Origin of the sequence: Bradyrhizobium sp. WSM1417 (genome assembly GCF_000515415.1) — a bacterium.
Taxonomy (GTDB): domain Bacteria; phylum Pseudomonadota; class Alphaproteobacteria; order Rhizobiales; family Xanthobacteraceae; genus Bradyrhizobium.
On record NZ_KI911783.1, the window covers coordinates 664,993 to 688,915 of the forward strand.

Annotated in this window: 21 protein-coding genes; 10 read left to right on the top strand and 11 right to left on the bottom strand. The window is 63.5% G+C overall.

Features of this window, described 5'->3' with window-relative positions; all coding sequences use genetic code 11:
- Positions 1 to 91: 91 nt before the first annotated feature.
- The 4 genes from BRA1417_RS0103225 to BRA1417_RS0103240 all read right to left on the bottom strand — a co-directional run bounded on the left by BRA1417_RS0103225 (position 92) and on the right by BRA1417_RS0103240 (position 4,351).
- On the bottom strand, positions 92 to 931 hold the full coding sequence (locus BRA1417_RS0103225; protein ID WP_027514588.1) for a M48 family metallopeptidase: 840 nt from the start codon (positions 929 to 931) through the stop codon (positions 92 to 94).
- Positions 932 to 1,148: 217 nt separating this feature from the next.
- Positions 1,149 to 2,477 (bottom strand): polyhydroxyalkanoate depolymerase, encoded by a 1,329-nt coding sequence (locus tag BRA1417_RS0103230; protein ID WP_027514589.1) that lies wholly within the window; start codon positions 2,475 to 2,477, stop codon positions 1,149 to 1,151.
- Between the two features lie 121 nt (positions 2,478 to 2,598).
- Positions 2,599 to 3,417, bottom strand: coding sequence for an ABC transporter permease (locus BRA1417_RS0103235; RefSeq protein WP_027514590.1), 819 nt, complete (start codon positions 3,415 to 3,417; stop codon positions 2,599 to 2,601).
- Between the two features lie 130 nt (positions 3,418 to 3,547).
- Complete coding sequence (locus BRA1417_RS0103240; protein WP_027514591.1) at positions 3,548 to 4,351, bottom strand: ABC transporter ATP-binding protein; 804 nt, start codon at positions 4,349 to 4,351, stop codon at positions 3,548 to 3,550.
- 105 nt (positions 4,352 to 4,456) lie between these two features.
- Here BRA1417_RS0103240 and BRA1417_RS0103245 point away from each other — a divergent pair, with 105 nt between their 5' ends.
- The gene (locus BRA1417_RS0103245) at positions 4,457 to 5,767 is read left to right on the top strand and encodes an ActS/PrrB/RegB family redox-sensitive histidine kinase (protein ID WP_027514592.1); all 1,311 of its coding nucleotides are present in this window, start codon (positions 4,457 to 4,459) and stop codon (positions 5,765 to 5,767) included.
- 102 nt (positions 5,768 to 5,869) lie between these two features.
- Positions 5,870 to 6,424, top strand: coding sequence for an ActR/PrrA/RegA family redox response regulator transcription factor (locus tag BRA1417_RS0103250; RefSeq protein WP_007598178.1), 555 nt, complete (start codon positions 5,870 to 5,872; stop codon positions 6,422 to 6,424).
- A 203-nt stretch (positions 6,425 to 6,627) separates the two neighbouring features.
- On the opposite strand, the gene BRA1417_RS0103255 is transcribed toward BRA1417_RS0103250, so the two are convergent.
- Both BRA1417_RS0103255 and BRA1417_RS0103260 read right to left on the bottom strand, forming a co-directional pair.
- Positions 6,628 to 6,882 (bottom strand): hypothetical protein, encoded by a 255-nt coding sequence (locus BRA1417_RS0103255; RefSeq protein ID WP_063628403.1) that lies wholly within the window; start codon positions 6,880 to 6,882, stop codon positions 6,628 to 6,630.
- Positions 6,883 to 7,067: 185 nt separating this feature from the next.
- Positions 7,068 to 7,556, bottom strand: a complete 489-nt coding sequence (locus BRA1417_RS0103260) for an MmcB family DNA repair protein (protein ID WP_027514594.1) — start codon at positions 7,554 to 7,556, stop codon at positions 7,068 to 7,070.
- A gap of 137 nt (positions 7,557 to 7,693) precedes the next feature.
- Here BRA1417_RS0103260 and BRA1417_RS0103265 point away from each other — a divergent pair, with 137 nt between their 5' ends.
- The gene (locus tag BRA1417_RS0103265; protein ID WP_027514595.1) at positions 7,694 to 9,391 is read left to right on the top strand and encodes an alpha-amylase family protein; all 1,698 of its coding nucleotides are present in this window, start codon (positions 7,694 to 7,696) and stop codon (positions 9,389 to 9,391) included.
- Between the two features lie 130 nt (positions 9,392 to 9,521).
- Here the strand turns inward: BRA1417_RS0103265 and BRA1417_RS0103270 are convergent, their stop codons facing one another.
- Positions 9,522 to 11,120, bottom strand: coding sequence for an alpha-amylase family glycosyl hydrolase (locus BRA1417_RS0103270; RefSeq protein WP_027514596.1), 1,599 nt, complete (start codon positions 11,118 to 11,120; stop codon positions 9,522 to 9,524).
- Positions 11,121 to 11,292: 172 nt separating this feature from the next.
- Between BRA1417_RS0103270 and BRA1417_RS0103275 the strand changes: the two genes are divergently transcribed.
- Positions 11,293 to 11,973: an MBL fold metallo-hydrolase gene (locus tag BRA1417_RS0103275; protein WP_027514597.1), complete on the top strand. Its 681-nt coding sequence runs from the start codon at positions 11,293 to 11,295 to the stop codon at positions 11,971 to 11,973.
- Positions 11,974 to 11,976: 3 nt separating this feature from the next.
- Here BRA1417_RS0103275 and BRA1417_RS45255 read toward each other — a convergent pair whose 3' ends face one another.
- The gene (locus BRA1417_RS45255) at positions 11,977 to 12,498 is read right to left on the bottom strand and encodes a helix-turn-helix domain-containing protein (protein WP_245286134.1); all 522 of its coding nucleotides are present in this window, start codon (positions 12,496 to 12,498) and stop codon (positions 11,977 to 11,979) included.
- Here BRA1417_RS45255 and BRA1417_RS0103285 point away from each other — a divergent pair.
- Positions 12,490 to 12,792 (top strand): hypothetical protein, encoded by a 303-nt coding sequence (locus tag BRA1417_RS0103285; RefSeq protein WP_245286135.1) that lies wholly within the window; start codon positions 12,490 to 12,492, stop codon positions 12,790 to 12,792. The genes BRA1417_RS45255 and BRA1417_RS0103285 overlap by 9 nt on opposite strands.
- A gap of 1 nt (position 12,793) precedes the next feature.
- Here the strand turns inward: BRA1417_RS0103285 and BRA1417_RS0103290 are convergent, their stop codons facing one another.
- Together BRA1417_RS0103290 and BRA1417_RS0103295 are read right to left on the bottom strand one after the other, a co-directional pair.
- Complete coding sequence (locus BRA1417_RS0103290; protein ID WP_027514600.1) at positions 12,794 to 13,960, bottom strand: PHB depolymerase family esterase; 1,167 nt, start codon at positions 13,958 to 13,960, stop codon at positions 12,794 to 12,796.
- A gap of 141 nt (positions 13,961 to 14,101) precedes the next feature.
- On the bottom strand, positions 14,102 to 15,514 hold the full coding sequence (locus BRA1417_RS0103295) for an MFS transporter (RefSeq protein ID WP_027514601.1): 1,413 nt from the start codon (positions 15,512 to 15,514) through the stop codon (positions 14,102 to 14,104).
- Positions 15,515 to 15,749: 235 nt separating this feature from the next.
- On the opposite strand from BRA1417_RS0103295, the gene BRA1417_RS0103300 reads away from it, so the two are divergent.
- Positions 15,750 to 16,985 (top strand): LLM class flavin-dependent oxidoreductase, encoded by a 1,236-nt coding sequence (locus tag BRA1417_RS0103300; RefSeq protein WP_027514602.1) that lies wholly within the window; start codon positions 15,750 to 15,752, stop codon positions 16,983 to 16,985.
- Between the two features lie 61 nt (positions 16,986 to 17,046).
- Positions 17,047 to 18,423, top strand: coding sequence for a cytochrome P450 (locus BRA1417_RS0103305; protein WP_027514603.1), 1,377 nt, complete (start codon positions 17,047 to 17,049; stop codon positions 18,421 to 18,423).
- A 100-nt stretch (positions 18,424 to 18,523) separates the two neighbouring features.
- Here the strand turns inward: BRA1417_RS0103305 and BRA1417_RS0103310 are convergent, their stop codons facing one another.
- On the bottom strand, positions 18,524 to 19,366 hold the full coding sequence (locus tag BRA1417_RS0103310) for an SDR family NAD(P)-dependent oxidoreductase (RefSeq protein ID WP_027514604.1): 843 nt from the start codon (positions 19,364 to 19,366) through the stop codon (positions 18,524 to 18,526).
- Between the two features lie 194 nt (positions 19,367 to 19,560).
- Here BRA1417_RS0103310 and BRA1417_RS0103315 point away from each other — a divergent pair, with 194 nt between their 5' ends.
- The 3 genes from BRA1417_RS0103315 (at position 19,561) to BRA1417_RS0103325 (ending at position 23,875) form a co-directional block, all read left to right on the top strand.
- On the top strand, positions 19,561 to 20,526 hold the full coding sequence (locus BRA1417_RS0103315; protein ID WP_027514605.1) for a sensor histidine kinase: 966 nt from the start codon (positions 19,561 to 19,563) through the stop codon (positions 20,524 to 20,526).
- Between the two features lie 209 nt (positions 20,527 to 20,735).
- Complete coding sequence (locus BRA1417_RS0103320) at positions 20,736 to 22,472, top strand: bifunctional diguanylate cyclase/phosphodiesterase (RefSeq protein WP_027514606.1); 1,737 nt, start codon at positions 20,736 to 20,738, stop codon at positions 22,470 to 22,472.
- Between the two features lie 236 nt (positions 22,473 to 22,708).
- The gene (locus tag BRA1417_RS0103325) at positions 22,709 to 23,875 is read left to right on the top strand and encodes a substrate-binding domain-containing protein (RefSeq protein ID WP_371260014.1); all 1,167 of its coding nucleotides are present in this window, start codon (positions 22,709 to 22,711) and stop codon (positions 23,873 to 23,875) included.
- Positions 23,876 to 23,923 lie beyond the last annotated feature (48 nt).

The following is a 23,923-nucleotide window of genomic DNA, read 5'->3' on the forward strand; positions in this document are numbered from 1 at the left end:
GCGGCTTCTCGATTCAATAACAATCGCCTCGGAATACTGGATCGCCCGCTTTCGCAGGCGATGACAGCGTCACATGAGGCATCTACGAGCCCTAATCCTCGACCCCGTACCGGTGCAAATCGTTGCCGTACGTATCGAGCCATTTCTTGGCGCGCTCCATCGACGGGCAGACCTTGCCGCAGACGCGCCAGAATCGCGCCGAGTGGTTCATCTCGACGAGATGGGCGACCTCGTGGGCGGCGAGATAGTCGAGCACGTACGGAGGCGCGAGGATCAGGCGCCAGGAGAACGACAGCGAGCCGGCCGAGGTGCAGGAGCCCCAGCGGCTCGATTGATCGCGGATCGAGAGCCGCTTCACCTTGACGCCGAGCTCGGCGGCATAGGATTCTGCGGCACGCTGAAGATCGCGGCGCGCCTCGCGCTTGAGGAAGTCGCTGACGCGACGGTCCGCATGTTCGACGCCGCCGGCGACGCAGAGAATGCGTTCCCCGCTGTCGCGCACTTCCGTCCACACCGTACCGCGGGTGCCGGCGCGATGAACGATGCGATGAGAAACGCCGCGAAGCGGTATCACTGTGCCAGGCTGGAACGGTGCGGCCTTCGGCAAACGGCCGAGACGTGCCGCGATCCACGCGCCATGGCGCTGCGCAAAGTCTTTTGCTTCGGCGAGCGTGCCGCGCGGCGGCATGGTGAGGATGGCTTCGCGATCGCTCGGATGAATTCTGAGCGTGTAACGACGTGCGCGGCGATGCCGGCGCAGCCGGATCGCAAAATATTGCGATCCATGGGTGATCAGGAGGGTCTTCGGCTCGTGGGGCCGGCGATAGAGGAGTGCGCGAGTGGCCATGTCTGTCAGTCCGGGGGGCAGGAGAGCGCCCGGATTCTGCCATAACCGCCGCCAGGGAAAGCGCTCGGCGCAAAAACAAATCATTTGCCCAATATACAGGGGTCTGGCGTCCGGGAGACCCTACAGACTGGGGTTGGAACCGGCTTTTTTCGCCCCCTTCCGGCGCATGCGCCGCCCCCAAGGGGTGAGGTTGGACTCACTCCTACAAAGCTACCTAAATACCGCGAATCTGGCGGGAACTTGCCCCTGTCGGAGCCTCCGACAGGGCGTCGATTTTCAGCGGGAAAGCCGAAAAACGCGATTATTCGGCTGCGAGCGCCTGCAATGAGCTCGGATTCGCCGCCGAGACCATGAAGTCATGGATGCGCGGCACGATTTCCGATTTGAAGCGCGAGCCATTGAACACGCCGTAATGTCCGACGCCCTTCTGGACGTAATGAACGCGGCGATGATCGGGAATCGAGCTGCACAATGTGTGCGTTGCTTCGGTCTGACCGATGCCTGAGATGTCGTCGTTCTCGCCTTCGACTGTCATCAACGCAACGCGCGTGACCTTGGAGGGATCGACACGTGTTCCACGATGGCTCATCTCGCCCTTCGGCAGCGAATGCTTCACGAACACGGTGTCGACCGTCTGCAGGTAATACTCGGCCGAGAGATCCATCACCGCGAGATATTCGTCATAGAAGTCGCGATGCTTGTCGACGAGGTCGCCGTCGCCCTTCACCAGATTGGCGAACAGCTGCTTGTGGGCATCCATGTGCCGGTCGAGATTCATGCTGATGAAGCCGTTGAGCTGCAGGAAGCCCGGATAGACGTCGCGCATCATGCCTGGATGCGGGAACGGCACCTTGGTGATGACATGGTTGCGGAACCAGTCGATGCCGCGCTCCTGGGCGAGGTTGTTCACCGCCGTCGGATTGCGCCGGGTGTCAATCGGACCGCCCATCAGCGTCATCGAGGTCGGCACGAAGGGATCACGCCGCGCTTCCATGATCGAAACGGCAGCGACGACGGGAACCGAGGGCTGGCACACCGCCAACACATGCGTGTTGCCGCCGAGGACATGCAGCATCTCGATGACGTAGTCGATGTAGTCGTCGAGATCGAAGCGGCCGTCGCTGAGCGGCACCATGCGGGCATCGGCCCAATCGGTGATGTAGACCTCATGCCCCGGCAGGAAAGCCTCGACGGTGCCGCGCAGCAGCGTCGCGTAATGACCGGACATCGGCGCGACGATCAGCACGCGCGGCTGCGGGCTGCGCAGCGGACGGGTGAACTTGCGATCGAAGTAGAGCAGGCGGCAGAACGGCTTTTCCCAGACCGAGCGGACCTCGACGGGGACGCGGATGCCGTTGACCTCGGTGTCGTTGAGGCCCCATTCCGGCTTGCCGTAGCGGCGCGTGGTGCGTTCGAACAACTCGCAGGCCGCGGCAACCGACTTGCCGACCTCGGTGCGTGCCCATGGATTGAGGGGATTTTGAAACAGCAGCTTGGTTGCGTCGGTGATCGCACGCGCCGGATTGAGAGAGGCTTGCCCCATCTCGTACATCCAGTACATCGGCGTCGTCAGGACCGGACTGCCTTCGGCCACCAGGGGCGGCGCGCCGCCAAACTCACCAATCGGCATCGCTATATTCCTCTTCGCATCGCAGCATACTGCCGAATGCGTAATATTGCGTCAATGCATGGTTCCGTACATCTACGTGGCCCAGGTGCCCAAACCGGGCTGAATCCACGAGAAAGTGACGTTATTCGCCGCCTGACAGCAACGAGCCCTGCATCCGGGCGCTGCGCAAAAGGGCAAGGAATGCCCCAAAAGATGCAACCAGCAGCACCGCGTTGATGGCCAACGCGCTCAGCATCAGATCGGTCCTGAAGGTGTTTTCGATCAACAGCGCGCGCATTCCTTCGAACACGTAGGTCGGCGGCAGCGTCCAGGCAATATATTGCAACCAGACCGGCAGCACGCTGACGGGATAATAGACGCAGGCGAGCGGCATGATGCCGAACATCAAGGTCCAGACGATGCTCTCGGCGCCGAGGCCGTTTCGCAGCACCAGGCCGGAGACGAAGATGCCGACCGACCAGCTGGTGAAGATCAGGTTGCAGAAGAACGCGATCAGCGGGACGCCGAGCGCATAAACATTGAAGTGAAACAGGAATAGCGCGAGCAGCGTCATCGGAATGACGCCGATCGCGAGCCTGATCAGGCTCATGATCATCAGCGACAGCAGGAATTCGATCGGCTTCAGCGGGCTCATCATGAGATTGCCGAGGTTGCGCGCCCACATCTCTTCCAGAAATGAGATCGAAAAGCCGAGCTGCCCGCGAAACAGGATGTCCCAGAGGATGACGGCGCCGATCAGGGTGCCGCCGGCGCGCGCGAAGAAGTTGGCATTCTGCGCGATGTAAAGCTGAAGAAAGCCCCAGGTGATGACTTGCAGCGCCGGCCAGTAGAGCAGCTCAAGCAGCCGCGGCCAGGACGACAGCAACAGGTACCAATAGCGCAGGATCATCGCGCCGATGCGATGGAGCGAGATGCCGCGATGGAGGGAGGAATCAATCATGGCCGCTCCGGGATCTGCACGCACCTCATTGCGAGGAGCCCTTGCGACGAAGCAATCCAGAATTCTTCCGCGGAGAGATTCTGGATTGCTTCGCTTCGCTCGCAATGACGAAGGAAGCGCCCCGGCCTTCTCATCGTGCCGCCTCCTGCGCGCCGTTCACCCTTCCGCGCGCGACGTCCAGAAACACCTCTTCCAGCGTGGTGCGGTTATAGCGCGCCATGATGGCTTCGGGCGTATCGTCGTCCTCGATACGGCCGCGCTTCATGATGATGACGCGGTCGCAGAGCCGCTCGACCTCGAGCATGTTGTGCGAGGCCAGGAGGATGGTGGCGTTGTTCGCCTTGCGATAACGCTCCAGATGGCCTCGGACCCAGTCGGCGGTGTCGGGATCGAGCGAGGCGGTCGGCTCGTCCAGCAACAGCAGCTCGGGCTGGTTGATCAGCGCCTTGGCAAGCGCAACGCGCGTCTTTTGTCCTGCGGAGAGCTTGCCGTTGGCGCGGTCGATGAACTCGGTGAGATCGAGGTCGCAGGCCAGCTCAGCGATGCGGTCGGAGAGGTTCTTCACCGCATAGAGCTTGCCGAACACGGTGAGGTTCTGACGCACCGTGAGCCGCATGGGCATGTCGACATAGGGGCTCTCGAAATTCATCCGCCCCAGCACGGAGGCGCTGTCCTCCGGCATTCGATGCCCGAGCACCTGCACGCGGCCGGAGGTCGGCAGCACCAGGCCCATGATCGTCGCGATTGTCGTGGTCTTGCCGGCGCCGTTACCGCCAAGCAGCCCGGTGATGCTGCCGCGCGGAAGCGAAAAGGAGATGTCGTCGACAGCGCGGGTCTGCTTGTACACCTTGACGAGGTGATCGACCGCGATTGCCGCGGAGAGGCTGCGATCCGCGACAGTCGGCCAGCTTGAAGCCTTGTCATTCTCGGTCATGCTGGGCGTTCTTCTGCTATTGCAGCGGAGAGCGCAAGGCTTGTAATCCGGTGGTTCCGTGAGCCGCGCGCTTGTGATCGAGAAGGCACCGCCCCATTGGCCGAAATGACCGAACTTGCCGCTTCCGACTTTCGCCCCGCGCAGCGGCATATCCGCCTGGATACCATCCTGCGGCTGCGCTGGCTCGCGGTGCTGGGCCAGCTCGCCGCGATCTTCATCGTGGCGCAGGGGCTGGAATTCAACGTCGAGATCGTCCCCTGCGTCAGCATCATCGCGCTGTCGGCGGCGCTCAATCTGGGGCTCCAGACCGTGTCCAATCCGCTGCAGCGGCTGGAGCCAATGCAGGCGGCCGGACTGCTCGCGCTCAACATCGTGGAGTTGGCGGGTCTCCTGTTCTTCACCGGTGGACTCCAGAACCCGTTCTCGTTCCTGTTCCTCGCGCCCGTGCTGATCTCGGCGACCGCGCTGCCGGCCCGCTTCACCTTCGGCCTCGGCGTGCTGGCTGTCGCCTGCGCCTCGGTGCTGTTCTTTTTCCATCTGCCGCTGCCCTGGGATTCCGACGATCCGCTGGTGCTGCCGCCGGTCTATCTCGTCGGCGTCTGGCTTTCGATCGCGCTCGCGATCGGGGTCACCAGCCTCTACTCGTTCCAGGTCACCGAAGAGGCGCGCAAGCTCGCCGACGCGCTGGCCGCGACCGAGCTGGTGCTGACGCGGGAGCAGCATCTGACCCAGCTCGACGGCCTGGCTGCGGCCGCAGCGCACGAGCTCGGCACGCCGCTCGCGACGATCTTCCTGATCTCGCGCGAGCTGGAGAAGACGGTGAAGGAGCCGAACTTTGCCGCCGACCTGAAGACCTTGCGCGAGCAGACGCAGCGTTGCCGCGACATATTGAGCAAGATCACCCAGCTCTCCGCCACCGGCGCGCCGTTCGACCGCATGAAGCTGTCGGAGCTGATCGAGGAAGTGGTGGCGCCGCACCGCGATTTCGGCGTGGATATCAAGGTGCGTATCGCCGTCGCCATCGTGGCCGAGCCGGTCGGCTCGCGCAATCCGGCGATCCTCTACGGGGTCGGCAACATCGTCGAGAACGCGGTCGATTTCGCCCGCACCACCGTCGAGGTGAATGCGTGGTGGAACAAGGACACGATCGAGCTCGTGATTTCCGACGATGGTCCCGGTATTCCGCCTGACATCCTGAACCGGATCGGCGAGCCCTATTTGTCGCGGCGGCGCAGCCAGGACGAAGGCGGCGGCCTCGGGCTCGGCGTGTTCATCGCGCGCACTTTGCTGGAGCGCACCGGCGCCAAGGTCTCGTTTACCAACCGCACCTTTCCGGACCATGGCGCAGTGGTCCAGATCACGTGGCCGAGAGAGCGTTTTGAGGCTATCGAGACCTTCGAAGAAACAATAGGATAGCCGCGACCTTGCGTCGCACAACGGGGCCGATCGACTATTGGCGCCCTTGGCACCGCCCGATTGCGCCGCCATATGTAGAAGCGCTGGAGAGAGGACGAAACCTTGAACGCCATCGCCGAACTGAACGAACAGACCGACCGCTCGCTCCTGATCGTGGAGGACGACAAGCCGTTTCTGGAGCGGCTGTCGCGCGCCATGGAAACGCGCGGCTTTGCGGTGACGTCATGCGACACAGTCTCGGACGGTCTGGCGCAGATCGGCAAGGCGGCTCCCGCATTCGCCGTGGTCGATCTGCGGCTCGGCGACGGCAACGGTCTCGACGTGGTCTCGGCACTGAAGAAGAAGCGCCCCGACGCCCGCGCAATCGTGCTGACCGGCTATGGCAACATCGCCACCGCCGTCACCGCGGTGAAGATGGGCGCGGTCGATTATCTCTCAAAGCCCGCGGATGCCGACGACGTCGTCGCGGCGCTGCTGTCGACCGGCTCGGACAAGTCCGAATTGCCGGCGAACCCGATGTCGGCCGACCGCGTGCGCTGGGAACACATCCAGCGCATCTATGAGATGTGCAACCGCAACGTTTCGGAGACGGCGCGGCGGCTGAACATGCACCGGCGTACGTTGCAGCGGATTTTGGCGAAGCGCGCGCCGCGATAATCCAGGTCATTACCCATGGCGCGCAGAGGTCGGCCTCGAGGCTAAGACGGCGGTATTCTGCTCGGTCAACGCATTGCTGCGTTTGACCCCGGAACAGCCAATTGCCGGAGCAGCCTGCAACGTCGCTTTTACACGCTGTGAATGTAACCGAGACCACGCGCCGAATCTGGCAACATCGCCGTTCGGCAGAAAGCGCGGGCGGTCTATTCGTGACCATAGTAGCGCTGGTTGCACTGGTGGCGGCCCCGCTCGTAACTCGCCTCTCGGTACGCGGGCCCTTTCATGACGCTACTTACGTCGGCGAGCATCCGCGCGTTCTTAAGGCACTCCACGTAGGGTTTGTTTGAAAGCCAATCGAGGCCGAGTCCGCCAGCATAGGATGACTGCGTCGAGGTCACGAACGAAGTCAGTCCGGCTAGTGCGGCAAAGGTAAAGAGAGCGGTGCGGAAGATCTTCATGGCACATTCCTTGTGGCCGGTTAGTTGCGGAACAAGGGGTACCGTGCCGTAGGCCTGAAGTATGTGCGGCCCGTCACGTCCGCTGCCGCTCATAAAAGAACGAAGCGTCCACGTCGCTGCTTGATCTTCATGTTGCCGAACAAGAGTTCGGGGTGGTGGCGTGGGGAGAGACATCCGGACGGAGCCTACTCCCAAAGCTCCGCATGCCCCTGCGGATCGACCAGCCGGTTGATCCGCAATGCCGCCGCCATGCCAAATCGCACCGTCATCTGCTTGCGCGTGGCCGCAGCGAGCTTGTGCTCGGGCGCCTCACACTGCAGGTGCGCGCCATAGGCGTCCGCGATGATCAGGCCGGTATCTTGCGGAAAGATCTCGCAAGGCAGGTCCTGCGTGAAGGCGAAGAACAGCCGATCACAATGCGCCCGGTATTCGTGCCATTTCTGATCGGCGCGCAAATCCTCCACCGACGATTTGATCTCGACGATCCAGATCTCGCCCCGCTCGTTCAGCGCGACGAGATCGGCGCGCCGCCCGGAGGGCAGCGGCAATTCGCTGATGCAGGTGAAGCCGAGCGAGCGCAACAACCGCGCCGTGCCGCGCGAGATCGCCAGCGCCGTCTCGGATTGACGGCGGTCCGGCGGTGGCACGAGGGCAATGCGGGCGGTGTTGTCCATGGGGGGAGGATAGCCGATTCCGTCATCACTGTCGTCCCGGCGTAGGCCGGGACGACCCGTAGCGCGGAACCTCCCCTCCCTTACGCACTTATCACGCAGCCGCCGCACCTCGGCGGAACCACCGAGGCTGCGCGCGCATGATCGACGATCTCTGGTACAAGAACGCCATCATCTATTGCCTGTCCGTCGGCACCTATATGGATGCCAATGGCGACGGTATCGGCGATTTCAAGGGCCTGCTGCGCCGGCTCGATTATCTGCACGGCCTCGGCATCACCACGATCTGGCTGATGCCGTTCCAGACCTCGCCCGGCCGCGACGACGGCTACGATGTCGCGGATTATTACAGCGTCGATGCCCGCTACGGCACGCTCGGCGATTTCGTCGAGTTCACCCATGGCTGCAAGCAGCGCGGCATTCGCGTCATCATCGATCTCGTCGTCAACCACACCTCCGACCAGCATCCCTGGTTCAAGGCGGCGCGGAGCGACAGGAATTCGCCCTACCGCGACTGGTATGTCTGGTCCGACAAGAAGCCGGCCAACGCCAATCAGGGCATGGTGTTTCCCGGCGTTCAGAAATCGACCTGGACGCGCGACAAGGAAGCCGGCGCCTGGTACTTCCACCGCTTCTACGATTTCCAGCCCGATCTCAACACCTCGAACCCGCGCGTGCAGGCCGAGATTCTGAAGATCATGGGCTTCTGGATCCAACTCGGCGTCTCAGGCTTCCGCATGGATGCCGTGCCTTTCGTCATCGCGACCAAAGGCGCCAAGGTGAAAAAGCCGGCCGAGCAGTACGACATGCTGCGGACGTTTCGTGAATTCCTGCAATGGCGGCAGGGCGATGCCATCATCCTCGCCGAGGCCAACGTGCTGCCAAAGACGGACATGGAATATTTCGGCCGCGATGCCGACCGCATGCATATGATGTTCAATTTCCAGGTGAACCAGCATCTGTTCTATGCGCTGGCCTCATCCGATTCCCGCCCGCTGGCGAAAGCGCTGAAGGCGACCAAGCCGCGGCCCGCCTCGGCACAATGGGGCCTGTTCCTGCGCAATCACGACGAGCTCGATCTCGGCCGATTGACCAAAGCGCAGCGCGACACCGTGTTCAAGAGCTTCGGTCCTGACAAGGACATGCAGCTCTACGACCGCGGCATTCGTCGTCGGCTGGCACCGATGCTGGGCGGCGACCGCCGGCGGCTCGAGCTCGCCTACAGCCTGATGTGCACACTGCCGGGAACGCCGGTGATCCGCTATGGCGACGAGATCGCGATGGGCGATGATCTTTCGCTGCCGGAACGCAATTGCGCGCGCACGCCGATGCAATGGTCGACCGAGCCGCATGGCGGCTTCACCACCAGCGACAAGCCGGCCTTGCCCGTCATCGACGAAGGACCGTACGGCTATCCGCACGTCAACGTCGCCAAGCAGCGGCGCGATCCCAACTCGATGCTGAACTGGACCGAGCGCATCGTCCGCATGCGCAAGGAGGTGCCGGAGATCGGCTGGGGCGATTTTTCGATCATCGCGACGCGCGATCCCGCCGTGTTCATCATGCGCTACGACTGGCGCAACAATTCCGTGCTGTTCGTGCACAATCTCGACGAGAAGCCGCGCGAGATCGCGTTCTCGACGGGGCTGCCGGGCGAGGCCGGCGCGCATCTGATCAATCTGCTCGCGGAGGACCACAGCCACGCCGACAAGCGCGGCCAGCACCGCGTCGTGCTGGAGCCCTACGGCTATCGCTGGTACCGCGTCGGCGGATTGGACTATCTGCTGAAGCGCAGTGATATCGACAAGACGGTGCGGGGCAACAAGCATCCGGGGTGATGTCGTCCCGGCGAAGGCCGGGACCCATAACCCCAGGAGGTAGTTTGGCGAAGACTTGTCGTTCGGTACGCCTTCCGACCACAGCTGCTAGATCACGCGGTATGGGTCCCGGCCTTCGCCGGGACGACAGCTAAGGCGGCATCACCACCACCCCCTCGTTGCCGCGCAGATCCAGCACGCCTTCGATCCGCTCTCCTTCGCGATCCAGGAATGTCGACAGCAGAATCTCGCTGCCGAACCTGATCGCGCTCGTGGTGACCGCGATCGGCTCGGGGCCGAGATTAAGCACCACAACCACCGCCCTGCCCTCGGCCTCGCGGCGATAGATCAGGAGATCGCCTTGTGCGGCGACCGGATGATAGTCGCCCGCAACCAGCGGCGGACAGCCCTTGCGCAACGCGATCAGGCGCTTGTAGAGCGTCAGGATCGAACGTGAATCGGCGTCGAGATCGACGACGTTGTTGCGGATGTGATCCTCCGGCAGCGGCAGCCATGGCCTGACGTCCGAGAAGCCGGCGAAGTTGGAGGAATCCCACTGCATCGGCGTGCGGCAGCCGTCGCGGCCGACACCGATGCCGGGCACATTCTTCTCGAAGGGGTCGCGCACGTCCTCAGGTGCGATCGCGAGCTGATGCATGCCGATCTCGTCGCCATAATAGAGCGTCGGCGTGCCGCGCAGCGTCAGCAGCAGCATCGCGGCGATGCGGGCCTGCTCCGGCCCGACGCGGCTTGCGACGCGCGGGCGATCGTGATTGCCGAGCACCCAGTTCGGCCAGGCGCCCTTCGGCAGCGCCTTCTCGTAATCCTCGACGATCTTCTCGATCGAGCGCGCGCTCCAGAAGGTCTGGAGCAGCGCAAAATTGAACGGCATCTGCGCACCGGTGAGGTCGTTGCCGTAATAGGCCATCAGGCGATGCAGCGGCAGATAGATCTCGCCGATCAGGACGCGGGCATCATAGGCATCCGTGACGCGCCGCATCTCGGCAATGACGTCGTGCACCTCCGGCTGGTCGGTGGAATATTGCGTCAGTATCTTTTCGTTCGGCGGCCGGCTCTCGATATAATGCGGATTGGGCGGGTTGTCGCGGAACTCGGCGTCCTTGATCAGGTGCCAGATCACGTCGACGCGAAAGCCGTCGACGCCTTTCTCCAGCCAGAACCGCATCACGTCGTAGATCGCCGCGCGGACATCGGGATTGCGCCAGTTGAGATCCGGCTGCTGGGCGAGGAAGGCGTGATAGTAGTATTGACCGGTGGTCTCGTCGAACTGCCACGCACTGCCGCCGAACTCGGACAGCCAATTGTTCGGCACGCCGCCACCCTCGGCCGGGTCGCGCCAGATGTACCAATCGCGTTTGGGATTGTCGCGCGAGGAACGGCTCTCGACGAACCAGGGATGCTGGTCCGAGGTGTGGTTCGGCACGAGGTCGAGGATCAACTTGAGGCCGTTGTCATGCGTGGCGGCAAGCAGCGCATCGAAATCCGCCATCGTGCCGAACAGCGGCTCGATGCCGGTGTAGTCGGAAATGTCGTAGCCGAAATCGGCCATTGGCGATGGGAAGATCGGCGACAGCCAGATCGCGTCGACGCCGAGCGATTTCACATAAGGCAGCCGCTGTAAAATGCCGGCGAGATCGCCGACACCGTCACCGTTTGAATCCTGAAAGGAGCGCGGATAGACCTGATAGAAGATGCCGTCGCGCCACCAATTGCTGCCGCTCTGAGCCATGCGGGAAATCCATCCAAAAACTGCTTGTCGCGCGGGAGAACGCGGAAGGAGCGCCCCGGTTCAAAACAGCAGGCGAATTGGGACGGCCGTGTGACGATGTCCGCGGCTGTTCCCGAACCCCGAGGACAAATCTTTTGCTTGGCGGCATGGCAAAAATCGGCATTGTGGCGCCATGACAGAGCAAAACGAGACACAAGCCCAGGCAGGCGCGAAGGCGGGCGCGATCATCGTTCCCGTGACGCTGTTCGAGCAGAATTGCACCATTATCTGGGACGAGCCTTCCAAGAAGGCCGTGGTGATCGATCCCGGCGGCGACGTGCCGAAGATCCTGGACGCCATCAAGCAGACCGGCGTCACCGTGGAGAAGATCTGGCTCACTCACGGTCATATCGACCATGTCGGCGGCGCGGACGAACTGCGCGACGCGCTGAGGGTGCCGATCGAGGGCCCGCACGTCGCGGACAAATTCCTGCTCGACAACGTGGTCGAGAGCGGCGCCCGCTTCGGCATGACGGGGGTGCGCAATTTCGAGCCGGACCGCTGGCTCGACGAAGGCGACAGCGTGGCTATCGGCGATCTCCAGTTCGAGATCTATCATTGCCCCGGCCACTCGCCCGGCAGCGTGGTGTTCTTCAACAAGGACCTGCGCTTCGCCCATGTCGGCGACGTCCTGTTCGCCGGCTCGGTCGGGCGCACCGATCTGCCCGGCGGCAGTCATGCGACCCTGATCGACTCGATCAAGACCAAGCTGCTGCCGCTCGGCGACGATGTCGGCTTCATTTGCGGCCACGGCGCCGGCTCGAGCATCGGCCAGGAGCGGATGACCAATCCGTTCATCACCGGCGAGATGTAGGCCCTACTCGGCGGCGTCCGCCAGCACTTGGGGCACACTCAGATTGCGGTCGCCCCAGTCGCGGATCGCGGCGACGACCGGCACGAAGCTCTTGCCCTTGCGGGTGAGGCGATACTCGACTTTCGGCGGCACCTCGCCGAAATCCTTGCGATCAATCAGGCCGCTCGCCGTCAGCGCCTTCAATTCGCGGCTCAGCACGCGCGGGGTGATCTCGGCGCTGCCTTCCGTGCCGCGCAGCAGGCCGCTGCGGATTTCACCATAGCGGCGCGGGCCGTCCTTGAGGTCCCAGACGATGCGCAGCTTGTACTTGCCGCTGATCATCTTCTGAAACGCCGCGACCGGGCAGTTGCGCGCGGGGACTGGCTTTGTCCTTTCCTTCGCCACGTCGTTTCCTCCATGTGCGGGATGAAGAATAGGAGCGACGTCGAAAAAGTCCATACTATCAATTTTGTCCATACTTGCAGGATCGCATCCAGCACGCAGATGATGACGCACAACGCCAACAGGGAGCGTCACATGAAGCATTTCATGATCCGGTACGAATTCAAGAACGGCACGACGGAGGCCTGGCACCAGGAGGTCGGCCGCTTCATCAAGGCGATCGACGGCGATCCGGAACTCAAAGGACGGATCGGCTATCGCGTCCTGAAAAACCGCGACAATGGCAGCTATTTCCATCTCGCCAGCGTCAGCGACGAAGCCGCGCAAAAGGCGCTGCAATCGCGCGACTTCTTCAAGGCCTATCAGGAGATGACGCGCAAGGTCGCCGGCGGCGAGGTGACGGCGACGCCGATCGAATGGATCGGCGCGACGGCCTGAGTTACTTCATCAATCCCGCGGCCGTGAGCGCGCGCGTGATGATCTGGCCGAGATCGAAGCCGCGGGCCTCCTCGCGCTTCGGCTCGGCCGTCGCTTCGGCGACCGCAGCGCGGATCGAGCGTGCCAGATGCGGGGCGGGCGAGCGGGCCGGCGTCGGCTTTGCCTCGGCCTTCTTCGCCGCGTCGGGAATCCAGCCGGTGAGGCCGAAGAATTTGGCAATGTGATAGGACGAGGAGATGCCGGCCTCGATCAGGAACGCGCCTTCCACGCCATAGCGCTGGTCGTTGTCGGCAAGGCCGAGCGGCGTGCCGTGGGCCATGTCGGTGATGGCGTAGGATTCGACGAGGGTCTCGCCGTCCTTGTTCCACCAGGCCTGGCGCGGATAGCCGTCGATGTCAGTTTCCGCCATCGGCGCCTCGGGCAGATCGTGCAGGTCGAGCCATTGCTTGACGATCTCGTTGGCATTGCCGGGATTGACGGTGCGATCGGCGCTGCCGTGCCACACCGAGATCCTCGGCCACGGTCCGCGATGATTCGAGGCCCGCCGCACCAGATCGCCAAGTTCGCGCGCCGGCCGCTCCGGGGAATGAAACATGCCGTCGAGCGCCTCGCGCAGATTGGTCGCGATGCCGTAGGGAAGTCCCGCGATGACCGCGCCGGCCGCGAAGACTTCAGGGTAGGTCGCGAGCATCACCGACGTCATGCCGCCGCCGGCCGACAGGCCCGTGATGAAGATGCGCTTGGGATCGACGCGATGCGTCTCGGTCATATGCGCGATCATCTCGCGAATCGAACACGCCTCGCCGCTGTCCCGCGCCGTGTCTTCCGGATTGAACCAGTTGAAGCAGGTGTTGCTGTTGTTGACGCGCTGCTGCTCGGGCATCAACAGCGCGAAGCCGTAGTGCTCGGCGAGCGTCGACCATCCGGCACCGAGGTCGTAGCTTGCCGCCGTCTGGCCGCAGCCGTGCAGAACGACGACGAGCGCGCGCGGCTTCTGCAGTTGCGGCGGCACGAACGCGAACAGGCGCAGATTGCCGGGATTGTCGCCGAAGCCCGTGACCTCTTGCAACGGACTGGATGCATCGGCGCTCCGGCCAAAGTCGGCGAAGCGCAATCCGTCCAGCTTTGGCAGACGTCTCAAGAGGTCGACATTTCTGGTTAACGACACGGCAGCTCCTGGCAGGCGACGTTCAACGTCCAGCCAAACCAAATAGTTGCTGCAGCGCAAAATAAAAAGACCGTGTGCTGTCGATGAGGTGCTAAATCTCAGGAAAACCTGCAGAAATCCGCACGTATTAACCCCAATGCCTCAACTTCGTGCAGATACGCGGCGCATCCACGCCAGGAATGCGGCGCAGATCATGATTAATGTTGCGAACAGCGCGAGCGAGACGAGAAATCCTGCGCGCGCTGATTGCACCGCTTCGACGGCAAAGAAAACGGCGCCGATTGCGGCCACTCCGGCCGCATTTCCGATCTGCGCCGTGGTGCCGTAAATGCCGGAGGCAGAACCTGCGGCCACAGGCTTCACCGTCGAGAGCACCGCGCCGGACAGCGGAGCCATCACCAGCCCCTGACCGTAGCCGAAGATGATCATGGTGAGCGCGAGCAGGAGCGCGGACGGCGCATCGACAGAGAACGCGACAAGCGCAAGCGCCGCGAGGCCCGCGATCTGAAGCGCGCAGCCTTCGATCAAGACCCTGGTGCCGCGATGGCGCGCCCGTGCGCCGCTATGGCGCGAGGCCACGACGAAAGCGAGCGCGAGCGGAATGAAGGCCATGCCGGCCGCGAGCGGCGGGATGTTGAGGCCTCGCTGCATGAACAGCGTCATGACCAGATAGAACGAGAGATTGGCAGAGAAGAAAAAGAACGCCGCGCCAAGGCCGCGCAAGAAAGCGGCGTCCGCCAGCAGCGAGAGATCGATCAGCGGCATGCCGCCGGCGCGCGCGACCACATGCTCCAGTTTCGGGAATGCCAGGAGAATCATGGCGCCGATCGCCATCACCAGCCACAGCCACGGTGCCCAGCCGACATCGTGACCGAGCAGCAGCGGACCGATCATGCAGAGCAATCCGGCGAACAGGACGATGCTGCCCGCGATATCGAGCCGCGTGCCGGCGCGATGCGGCACCGAGGGCATGATGCGCCAGGCCGCAGCCGCGATGACGAGACCGCACGGCACATTGACGAAGAACAGCGAGCGCCAACCGGTGCCGGCGAGATCAATCGTGACCAGGAGACCGCCGAGCAGAAAGCCCGCGGCACCCGCGAGTCCCAGCACGATGCCGTAGATGGCGAAGGCGCGGTTGCGCTGTTCGTCGGTGAACAGGAGATGCAGCGTCGCCAGCACCTGCGGCACCATCAGCGCGGCGGAGGCACCCTGCGTCAGCCGCGCCACGATCAATTCCGCACCGGATCGCGCCAGTCCGCACCACAGCGACGTCAGGGTGAAGCCGAGCAGGCCAGCCAGGAACACGTTCCTGGTGCCGTGAATGTCACCAAGCCGGCCGCCGGTGACCACCAGCGTGGCATAGGCGATCAGGTAGATCGCGACGACGGATTCGATCTGTGCAGGCGACGCCTTCAACTCGACGGCGATGGTCGGAATGGCGACGTTGACCACGAAAGCGTCGACGCCGAACATGAACTGGGCGGCCACGACGATCGCCAGCACCCACCAGCGACGCGACGTATCGAGAGGCTTTGTGACGGTTTGATGCATCGGCGCGCGATCCTTCGGATGTCGTTGCCGATCATCGCAGGCCTCATGCGGCGCCGCGATTACCTCGGAGGTAGGATCCTCGCGCGTTCCGCCACTCTCTGCGTGCCACGGAGAGGGAGACGACACACGCATGGCTGCATTCCGCCGCGCGGGACATCGCGCGATTGCGTTCGCTGCCTCCAGCACGTAGCTTCGCGCCACAAACAAACAAAAAATGTAAGCTGGAGAGAACGCCATGGCGCGCCTGAAGTTCGGAGCCTTCCTTGCCCCGCATCATCCGATCGGGGAGCATCCGATGCTCCAGTTCCGGCGCGATCTCGACCTGGTGGAGCAGCTCGATGCGCTGGGCTATGACGAGTTCTGGTGCGGCGAGCATCATTCCTCCGGCTGGGAGATGATCGCCTCGCCGGAGATGTTCCTGGCTGCGGCCGGTGAGCGCACCAAGCGGATCAGGCTCGGGACCGGCGTGGTGTCGCTGCCCTATCACCATCCCTACAACGTCGCGCAGCGCATGGTGCAGCTCGATCACATGACCGGCGGCCGCGCCATCTTCGGCTCCGGTCCTGGCGCGCTCGCCTCCGACGCGCATACGCTCGGCATCGATCCGATGACGCAGCGCGACCGTCAGGACGAGGCGATTGGGGTGATCCGCCGTCTCTTCAACGGCGAGCGCGTCACCGCGAAGAGCGACTGGTTCACCATGAACGACGCCGCGCTGCAGCTCCTGCCGTTGCAGGAGGAGATGCCGTTCGTGGTGGCCTCGCAGATCTCGCCCTCCGGCATGACGCTCGCCGGAAAATACGGCATCGGCATCATCTCGCTGGGTTCGATGACGACGCAGGGGCTGATGTCGTTGCAGCAACAATGGCAGTTCGCCGAGGACGCGGCGAAAAAGCACGGCACCAAAGTCGATCGCGCGAACTGGCGCGTGCTGCTGACCTGGCACATCGCCGAGACCCGCGAGCAAGCCCGCCGCGAGGCCGGCGCCGGGCTGATGCGCTGGCACAACGAATATAATGTCGGCACGCTGCAACGGCCCGGGTTGACCGCGTTCGCCTCGCTGGACGAGGCCGTGGATAAGACCGCTTTCGTCGACGGCGCGGCCTCGGTCATCGGCACACCCGACGACCTCGTCAAGATGATCAAGAACGTGATGCAGGTCTCCGGCGGCATCGGCGCCGTCATCGGCTTCGTGCACGACTGGGCCAATCCGGAGAACACGCGCCGGAGCTGGGACATGGTCGCGCGCTACGTCGTGCCGGAGATCAACGGCTACATCGACGGCTTGCGCAAGTCGCAAAAATTCGTGATCGAGAACCGCGCGATCTTCGAACGCGCGGGACAGGCCGTGATGGCCAAGATCATGGAAAACGAGAAGGCCGCCGAGGCCTTGAAGGTGACCGGCGCCGGCCGCGTCGCGATTCCGGCCGTCAACGCGCCGGATTTGCAGAAAGAAGCGGCGAAACGGTAAGCGCAGAGTCATCCTAGCCGGATTGTGCTATGTTGGCGGCAAGCCAACCGGAGCAATCGTCATGTCGATGCAGAATGTGGCCGCCCCTGCGCTCGGCTTCACTCCGCCCAAGCGCAATGAGCTGACCCACATCCCCGGCGACGAAGGCTGGCCGATCATCGGCAAGACCTTTCAGGTGCTCGCCGACCCCAAGGGGCATATCGAGGCGAACGGCGCCAAATACGGTCTGGTCTATCGCACGCATTTCTTCGGCGAGACCAATGTCGTGCTGCTGGGCCCCGAGGCCAACGAGCTCGTGCTGTTCGACCAGCAAAAGCTGTTCTCCTCGACCCATGGCTGGAACAAGGTGCTCGGCCTGTTGTTTCCGCGCGGATTGATGCTGCTGGATTTCGAGGAGCACCGGCTGCACCGCAAGGCGCTGTCGGTCGCATTCAAGTCCGGACCGATGAAATCGTATCTGAGCGATCTCGACCGCGGCATCGCCGCCCGCGTCGCGCAGTGGAAGGCAAAGCCCGGCGAGATGCAGCTTTATCCGGCGATGAAGCAGCTCACGCTCGATCTCGCCGCCGCGTCCTTTCTCGGCGCCGATATCGGGCCGGAGGTCGACGAGATCAACCGCGCCTTCGTCGACATGGTCGCCGCCGCCGTCGCCCCGATCCGCCGGCCGCTGCCCGGCACGCAGATGGCGGCCGGCGTCAGGGGGCGCAAGCGCATCGTCGCTTACTTCCGCGAGCAGATTCCGCTGCGGCGCGGCAACCATGGCGGCGATGATCTGTTCTCGCAGCTCTGCCGCGCCACTCACGAGGACGGCGCGCTGCTCTCGGAACAGGACATCATCGACCACATGAGCTTCCTGATGATGGCGGCGCACGATACGTTGACCTCGTCGCTGACATCGTTCATCGGCGAACTCGCCGCAAATCCCGACTGGCAGGAGAAGCTTCGCGCGGAGGTGATGGCGCTAGGGCTCGCCCCTGGTGCGCCAAGCAGCTTCGACGACCTCGAAAAGATGCCGCTGTCGGAGATGGCGTTCAAGGAAGCGCTGCGGATCAAGCCGCCGGTGCCCTCAATGCCGCGCCGCGCCATGCGCGATTTCACCTTCAAGGGTTTTTCGATTCCGGCCGGCACCGCGATCGGTGTCAATCCGCTCTACACCCACCACATGAAGGAGATCTGGCCGGAGCCGGACCGCTTCGATCCGCTGCGTTTCACCGAGGAGGCCCAGCGCAACCGCCACCGCTTCGCCTGGGTGCCGTTCGGCGGTGGCGCACATATGTGCCTCGGCCTGCACTTCGCCTACATGCAGGCCAAATGCTTCGCGCGGCACTTCTTGCAGAACATCGAGGTATCGCTGGAGCCCGGCTACAAGCCGGACTGGCAGATGTGGCCGATCCCGAAACCGCGCGACGGATTGCGGGTGCGGGTGAAGGCGGTGTGAGCATCGCTCTCGTCATTGCGAGCGAAGCGAAGCAATCCAGACTGCGTCCGCGGAAGCAGCCTGGATTGCTTCGTCGCTCCGCTCCTCGCAATGACGAAAACTACCCGGCCCCCTGATCGAACGCCTTGCGCAGCGCCACGTAGCCCTGCTGCTGCTGGCTCCAATTGCGGCCGCCGGTCATCGCGCCGTCGATGACGAGGTCATGGCCGTTGATGAAGCTGGATTCGTCGCTGGCCAGGAACACCGCTGCATGGGCGATGTCATCGGGCAGGCCGGCGCGCGGAATCGGCTGCGCGGTCTTGTAGACCTCGCGCATCACCGCCGGCGTCTTCTCCGCCGCGTCGGTCGAAAGCCCGAGCGCCTTGCCGAAAATGCCGGTCGCGATGGCGCCGGGCGAGATCGAGTTGACGCGGACGTTGGATTCGCCGAGCTCCATCGCCACGCATTTGGTGAGGTGGATCACCGCCGCCTTCGCCGCACCATAGACCATCGAGGACGAGAACCCGGCGAGACGGCCGGCGATGCTGCCATTGTTGATGATGCTGCCAAAGCCCTGCTTCTTCATGTGGGGCGCGACGTGCTTCATGCCGAGCATGACGCTGCGCACCAGGGTCGCCATCGCCGCGTCGAAGCGCTCGACCTCGAGGCCTTCGATGCCGCCGGTCTGCGCCGGGCCGCCAGCATTGTTGAACAGGCAGTCGATGCGGCCGAATTTGTCCACCGCGAGCGCGATCAGCGCCTGCATCTGCGCTTCGACCGTCACATCCGTCTGGCGGAAGACGCAATTCTCCCCGAGCTGCTTCGCCAGAGCCTCGCCTTCCGGTATGCGCCGGCCCGCGATCACAATTTTGGCACCTTCGGCAACGAAGACTTCAGCAGTCCGCAACCCGATCCCGCTCGTCGCGCCCGTGATCACCGCGACCTTGCCATCCAGCCTGCCCATGGAATGTCCCTGTTTTCGAACCACTTGACGCCAAATGGCGGACCCGATCAACGACGGCGCCGCGACGGTTGGCGCCGCAGCAGGCACTATTCCTGCCGGCTTCCGACAAGGCAAGCTTTGCTTGGGGCCTGCGACATGCGTAACATTCCTGGCGACCGCTCGATTGTCGAACGCATCTCGCGACCGGACTGCGTATGGGGAAGCTGATCGACGAATTCCGCAAAGGCTGGCAGGGAGTGGCACCGCCATCGCTCGGCCTGAGCCTTGCGTTTGCGGTCGCCTGCCTGCTGGTTGCGACGCTGGCGCGCTGGGCCCTCGCCCATGTGCGGCCCGACGTCTATTTCACGCCGTATTTCCCCGCCGTGTTCTTTGCGGCCGCGTTCGGCGGCTTCCGCATCGGCATCATCACGGCGCTGGTCGGCGGCGTGCTCGGCGTCGTCGTGAATTTCGGGGATGCGCTTGCCGATAACGCGCGATTCGCCCTGCTGGCGCTCTATTGGGCGGTCTGCGCGCTCACCATCTGGGGCGTCGAGCACTATCGCACGCTCCTCGTCGAGCAGCGCCGGATTTCCAGGCGCCTGATCGAGGAAGAAGACTACCGCAAGCTGCTGGTCGACGAGCTCCAGCACCGGCTCAAGAACAAGCTGTCGACGGTGCATGCGGTGCTTCATCAGGTGCTGCACGATCAGCCGCAAATCTGGGCCCGGATCGATCCGCGGCTGCGGTCGCTTGCCGCGACCGACGATTTGATCTCGCGGATCGACAAGGCGGGCTGCGATATTCGCGACCTCCTGATCTCCGAGCTCGGCCCTTACGGCCATGTCCGCTTCACGCTCAACGGCGACCGGCTGTTCCTGCCGCCGAAGCTTGCGGTCACGCTGTCCCTGATGTTTCACGAACTCGCCACCAACGCGGGCAAATATGGCGCGTTCTCCGCGCCACGCGGGTTGTTGCAGGTATCATGGACCGTCAGCGACGACCGTCTGACCGTGACCTGGGATGAGACCGAGGGCCCGAGCGTCGACAAGGTCTCCGAGCCGGGTTTCGGCACCAAGCTGTTGAAGTCGGCGCTGTCGGCCTTCGACGGCAAGACGGAGGTCTCCTATCTCAGGACCGGACTCCATTGCACCATGCAATGCCGCATCCCCAAGGACGGTTAGAGACGGCGCAAACGAAACCCGTTCGCATGCGTCGTTCGCGGTTTCGCCAAGCGCGTTGACGCCCTGTTAATGACGATGGGCTGCGCGCGTCGCATCGCCGCAAAACACCACCGTAATTCTCCGGACCCCTTAACCAAACTTAAGAGGGAACCGCGCAAGATCGCGGCCATTGCAAAAAGCGCGCTGAAACAACAAGATTCATGACTTCTATGAACGACAACAAATATTCCGGCGCGAGTGAAGCCGAACTCGGATTTCTCAAGGAAATCGTTAGAATGCTGCCTGCCGGCCTGACCGTGCAGGACGCGCAAGGCGAACTTCTCCTGGTCAACGATGTCGCGGCCGCCCAGCTCGGCATGGACGGCAGCCGCCCCTCGCGCGATCTCGCGCCCCGCCAGGAAGCCTGCCGACAGGCTCTGATCTCCGGCCGTGCGGTCGTCGCCGAGGAAGCGCTCCACGACGGAGCCGCACGCCAGGTGCTGCTGACCACCCACCGGCCGGTCCGCTTCGACGGACGCGAGCTGCTGATCTCGGCCTCGTCCGACATCACCGAGCAGAAGAATTTCGAGGACCAGCTGTTCCGCTCGGCCTATTTCGACGAGCTGACCGGCCTGCCCTCGCGGCGCGTGATCGAGCATCGCGCCACCGGCCTGCTCGCGCAGGGTCGCGCCAGCGAGCGCTTTGCGCTCGCCTTTCTCGACGTCGACAATTTCAAGCACATCAACGACTATTACGGCCACGCGGTGGGCGATGCCCTGCTGGTCGAGCTGTCGAAGCGGCTTGGACGCGGCTTGCGCGAGTCGGACATGCTGTCGCGCATCTCCGGCGACGAATTCCTGCTGCTGCTGTCGCCGATCCAGAGCCAGGAGGAAGTCGCCGAATTCATGCAATCGACGCTGGAGCGGCTGACGGCGCCGTTCTTCATCGACAATTCGGAAGTGTTCGCCTCGACCTCCGTCGGCATCAGCCTCTATCCCGATCACGGAAGCAGCTTCGAGACCCTGCGTCAGAACGCCGACATCGCGATGTACCGCATCAAGAACGACGGCAAGGGATCGGCGGCCTTCTTCGATTCCAGCATGGAGCGCGAGGCCCTGGCGCGCATGAAGATCGAGCAGTCGCTGCGGCAGGCCATCCTGGAGAAGCGCTTCTGCTGCGCCTTCCAGCCCAAGGTCGACATCCGCACGCAGGATGTGAAGGGCATCGAGGCCCTGGTGCGGCTGCGCGACGACGAGGGCGTGATCCAGGCGCCCGGATCGTTCATCAATCTTGCCACCGAACTCGGGCTGATCGACGAGCTGACCCATCTCGTGCTCGCCGAGATCGTCAAGTCGATCGATCTGATCAACGAGACGTTCGGTGCGGAAGCGACCATCAGCATCAACGTCGCGGCCAAGCAGGCCGGAAACCCCGAATTCATGCGCAGCTTCGCCCAGGCGCTCGACGACACCGGCTTTCCGCAGCGCTTCATGATCGAGGTGACGGAAGACGCCTTCGTCGCCAAGAATCATTTCCAGGCCGAGATCCTGCCGATGTTCCGCAAGCTCGGCGTCGCCATCTCGATCGACGATTTCGGCACCGGCTATTCCTCGCTCTCGGCGCTGGCCGACATCACCGCGGACGAGATCAAGATCGACCGCTCCTTCATCACCGATATCCATAAGCGTCCGCGCAACCAGGGCATCCTGCGCGCGATCGAATCCCTGAGCGAAGCGCTCGGCATGACCGTCATCGCCGAAGGCATCGAATCCTACGAGGAGCTCGCCTACCTCCAGGCTGCGACCAAGATCCGTTACGCGCAGGGCTATTATTTCTCTCGGCCGATCTTCCTGGAGGAGCTGAAGCTCGCAACGCCCATCTCCAGCGAAGCACGCGCCAGCGTCACAAACCGCTCGACGCAACAGAACCGGCAGGGCTATTCCCGCGCGAACGGATACCGGCGATAACCCGGGCCTGATCGTTACTTTGCAAAGCCTGAGTAACCCGTTCCACGGGTGAGGTCACAATTGCATCTGCCGATTTCCTCGGCAGAAGCGATCCGGCGCGGCCGGGCCGGGACAATGTCACACATGCCCGCCGCGTGGTCCGCCGGAAGGTGGAATTGCAATGTCCGCACGGTTGTGCAAATCGCTAGGGCCAAAGCATTTCATCAGGAGGGACCACCGTGCGTCGATCACTCGTCATGGCAACCACCATCCTCGCCCTCGCCGCGGGCACCTCCGCACAGGCCGACGATCTCAAGGTCGCGCTGATCTATGGCAAGACCGGCCCGCTCGAGGCCTATGCCAAGCAGACCGAGACCGGCCTGCAAATGGGTTTTGAATACGCCACCAAGGGCACCATGACGCTCGACGGGCGCAAGATCGTCGTCATCACCAAGGACGACCAGGGCAAGCCCGATCTCTCCAAGACCGCGCTGGCGGAAGCCTATCAGGACGACAAGGCGGATATCGCGATCGGCACGACCTCGTCGGCCGCGGCACTCGCGATCCTGCCCGTCGCCGAGGAGAACAAGAAGATCCTGATCGTCGAGCCCGCGGTCGCGGACCAGATTACCGGCGAGAAGTGGAATCGCTACATCTTCCGCACCGCGCGCAACTCGTCGCAGGACGCGATCTCGAACGCGGTCGCGATCGGCAAGCAGGGCGTCACCGTCGCGACGCTGGCGCAGGACTACGCCTTCGGCCGTGACGGCGTCGCCGCCTTCAAGGAGGCGCTCGGCAAGACCGGCGCGACGCTCGCCGCCGAAGAATATGCCCCGACTTCGACCACGGACTTCACCGCGGTCGGCCAGCGCCTGTTCGACGCACTGAAGGACAAGCCGGGCCGCAAGGTGATCTGGGTGATCTGGGCCGGCGCCGGCAATCCGCTGGCAAAACTCCAGGACATGGATCCGAAGCGCTACGGCATCGAACTGTCCACCGGCGGCAACATCCTGCCGGCCCTCGCCGCCTATAAGGGCCTGCCCGGCATGGAAGGCGCGACCTATTATTTCTACACGATCCCGAAGAACCCGGTGAATGACTGGTTGGTCGCCGAGCACCAGAAGCGCTTCAACGCGCCGCCGGACTTCTTCACCGCGGGCGGGTTCGCCGCCGCGATGTCCGTCGTCGCCGCCGTCACCAAGGCGAAGTCGACCGACACCGAGAAGCTGATCACGGCCATGGAAGGCCTGGAGTTCGACACGCCGAAGGGCAAGATGATGTTCCGCAAGGAAGACCATCAGGCGCTCCAGAGCATGTATCACTTCAAGGTCAAGGTCGATCCGAATGTCGCCTGGGCCGTGCTCGAGCCGGTGCGCGAGCTGAAGATCGAGGACATGGACGTTCCGATCAAGAACAAGCGCTGATCTGTCTTCCTTCACCTCTCCCGCTTGCGGGAGAGGCCGGGAGAGGGC

Bases quoted from the DNA above. Each gene is read 5' to 3' on its own strand.
- BRA1417_RS0103225 (WP_027514588.1), bottom strand. From the start codon at position 931: ATGATTTGTTTTTGCGCCGAGCGCTTTCCCTGGCGGCGGTTATGGCAG.
- BRA1417_RS0103230 (WP_027514589.1), bottom strand. From the start codon at position 2,477: ATGCCGATTGGTGAGTTTGGCGGCGCGCCGCCCCTGGTGGCCGAAGGC.
- BRA1417_RS0103235 (WP_027514590.1), bottom strand. From the start codon at position 3,417: ATGATTGATTCCTCCCTCCATCGCGGCATCTCGCTCCATCGCATCGGC.
- BRA1417_RS0103240 (WP_027514591.1), bottom strand. From the start codon at position 4,351: ATGACCGAGAATGACAAGGCTTCAAGCTGGCCGACTGTCGCGGATCGC.
- BRA1417_RS0103245 (WP_027514592.1), top strand. From the start codon at position 4,457: ATGACCGAACTTGCCGCTTCCGACTTTCGCCCCGCGCAGCGGCATATC.
- BRA1417_RS0103255 (WP_063628403.1), bottom strand. From the start codon at position 6,882: ATGAAGATCTTCCGCACCGCTCTCTTTACCTTTGCCGCACTAGCCGGA.
- BRA1417_RS0103260 (WP_027514594.1), bottom strand. From the start codon at position 7,556: ATGGACAACACCGCCCGCATTGCCCTCGTGCCACCGCCGGACCGCCGT.
- BRA1417_RS0103265 (WP_027514595.1), top strand. From the start codon at position 7,694: ATGATCGACGATCTCTGGTACAAGAACGCCATCATCTATTGCCTGTCC.
- BRA1417_RS0103270 (WP_027514596.1), bottom strand. From the start codon at position 11,120: ATGGCTCAGAGCGGCAGCAATTGGTGGCGCGACGGCATCTTCTATCAG.
- BRA1417_RS0103275 (WP_027514597.1), top strand. From the start codon at position 11,293: ATGACAGAGCAAAACGAGACACAAGCCCAGGCAGGCGCGAAGGCGGGC.
- BRA1417_RS0103285 (WP_245286135.1), top strand. From the start codon at position 12,490: ATGAAGCATTTCATGATCCGGTACGAATTCAAGAACGGCACGACGGAG.
- BRA1417_RS45255 (WP_245286134.1), bottom strand. From the start codon at position 12,498: ATGCTTCATGTGACGCTCCCTGTTGGCGTTGTGCGTCATCATCTGCGT.
- BRA1417_RS0103295 (WP_027514601.1), bottom strand. From the start codon at position 15,514: ATGCATCAAACCGTCACAAAGCCTCTCGATACGTCGCGTCGCTGGTGG.
- BRA1417_RS0103300 (WP_027514602.1), top strand. From the start codon at position 15,750: ATGGCGCGCCTGAAGTTCGGAGCCTTCCTTGCCCCGCATCATCCGATC.
- BRA1417_RS0103305 (WP_027514603.1), top strand. From the start codon at position 17,047: ATGTCGATGCAGAATGTGGCCGCCCCTGCGCTCGGCTTCACTCCGCCC.
- BRA1417_RS0103310 (WP_027514604.1), bottom strand. From the start codon at position 19,366: ATGGGCAGGCTGGATGGCAAGGTCGCGGTGATCACGGGCGCGACGAGC.
- BRA1417_RS0103315 (WP_027514605.1), top strand. From the start codon at position 19,561: ATGGGGAAGCTGATCGACGAATTCCGCAAAGGCTGGCAGGGAGTGGCA.
- BRA1417_RS0103320 (WP_027514606.1), top strand. From the start codon at position 20,736: ATGAACGACAACAAATATTCCGGCGCGAGTGAAGCCGAACTCGGATTT.
- BRA1417_RS0103325 (WP_371260014.1), top strand. From the start codon at position 22,709: ATGGCAACCACCATCCTCGCCCTCGCCGCGGGCACCTCCGCACAGGCC.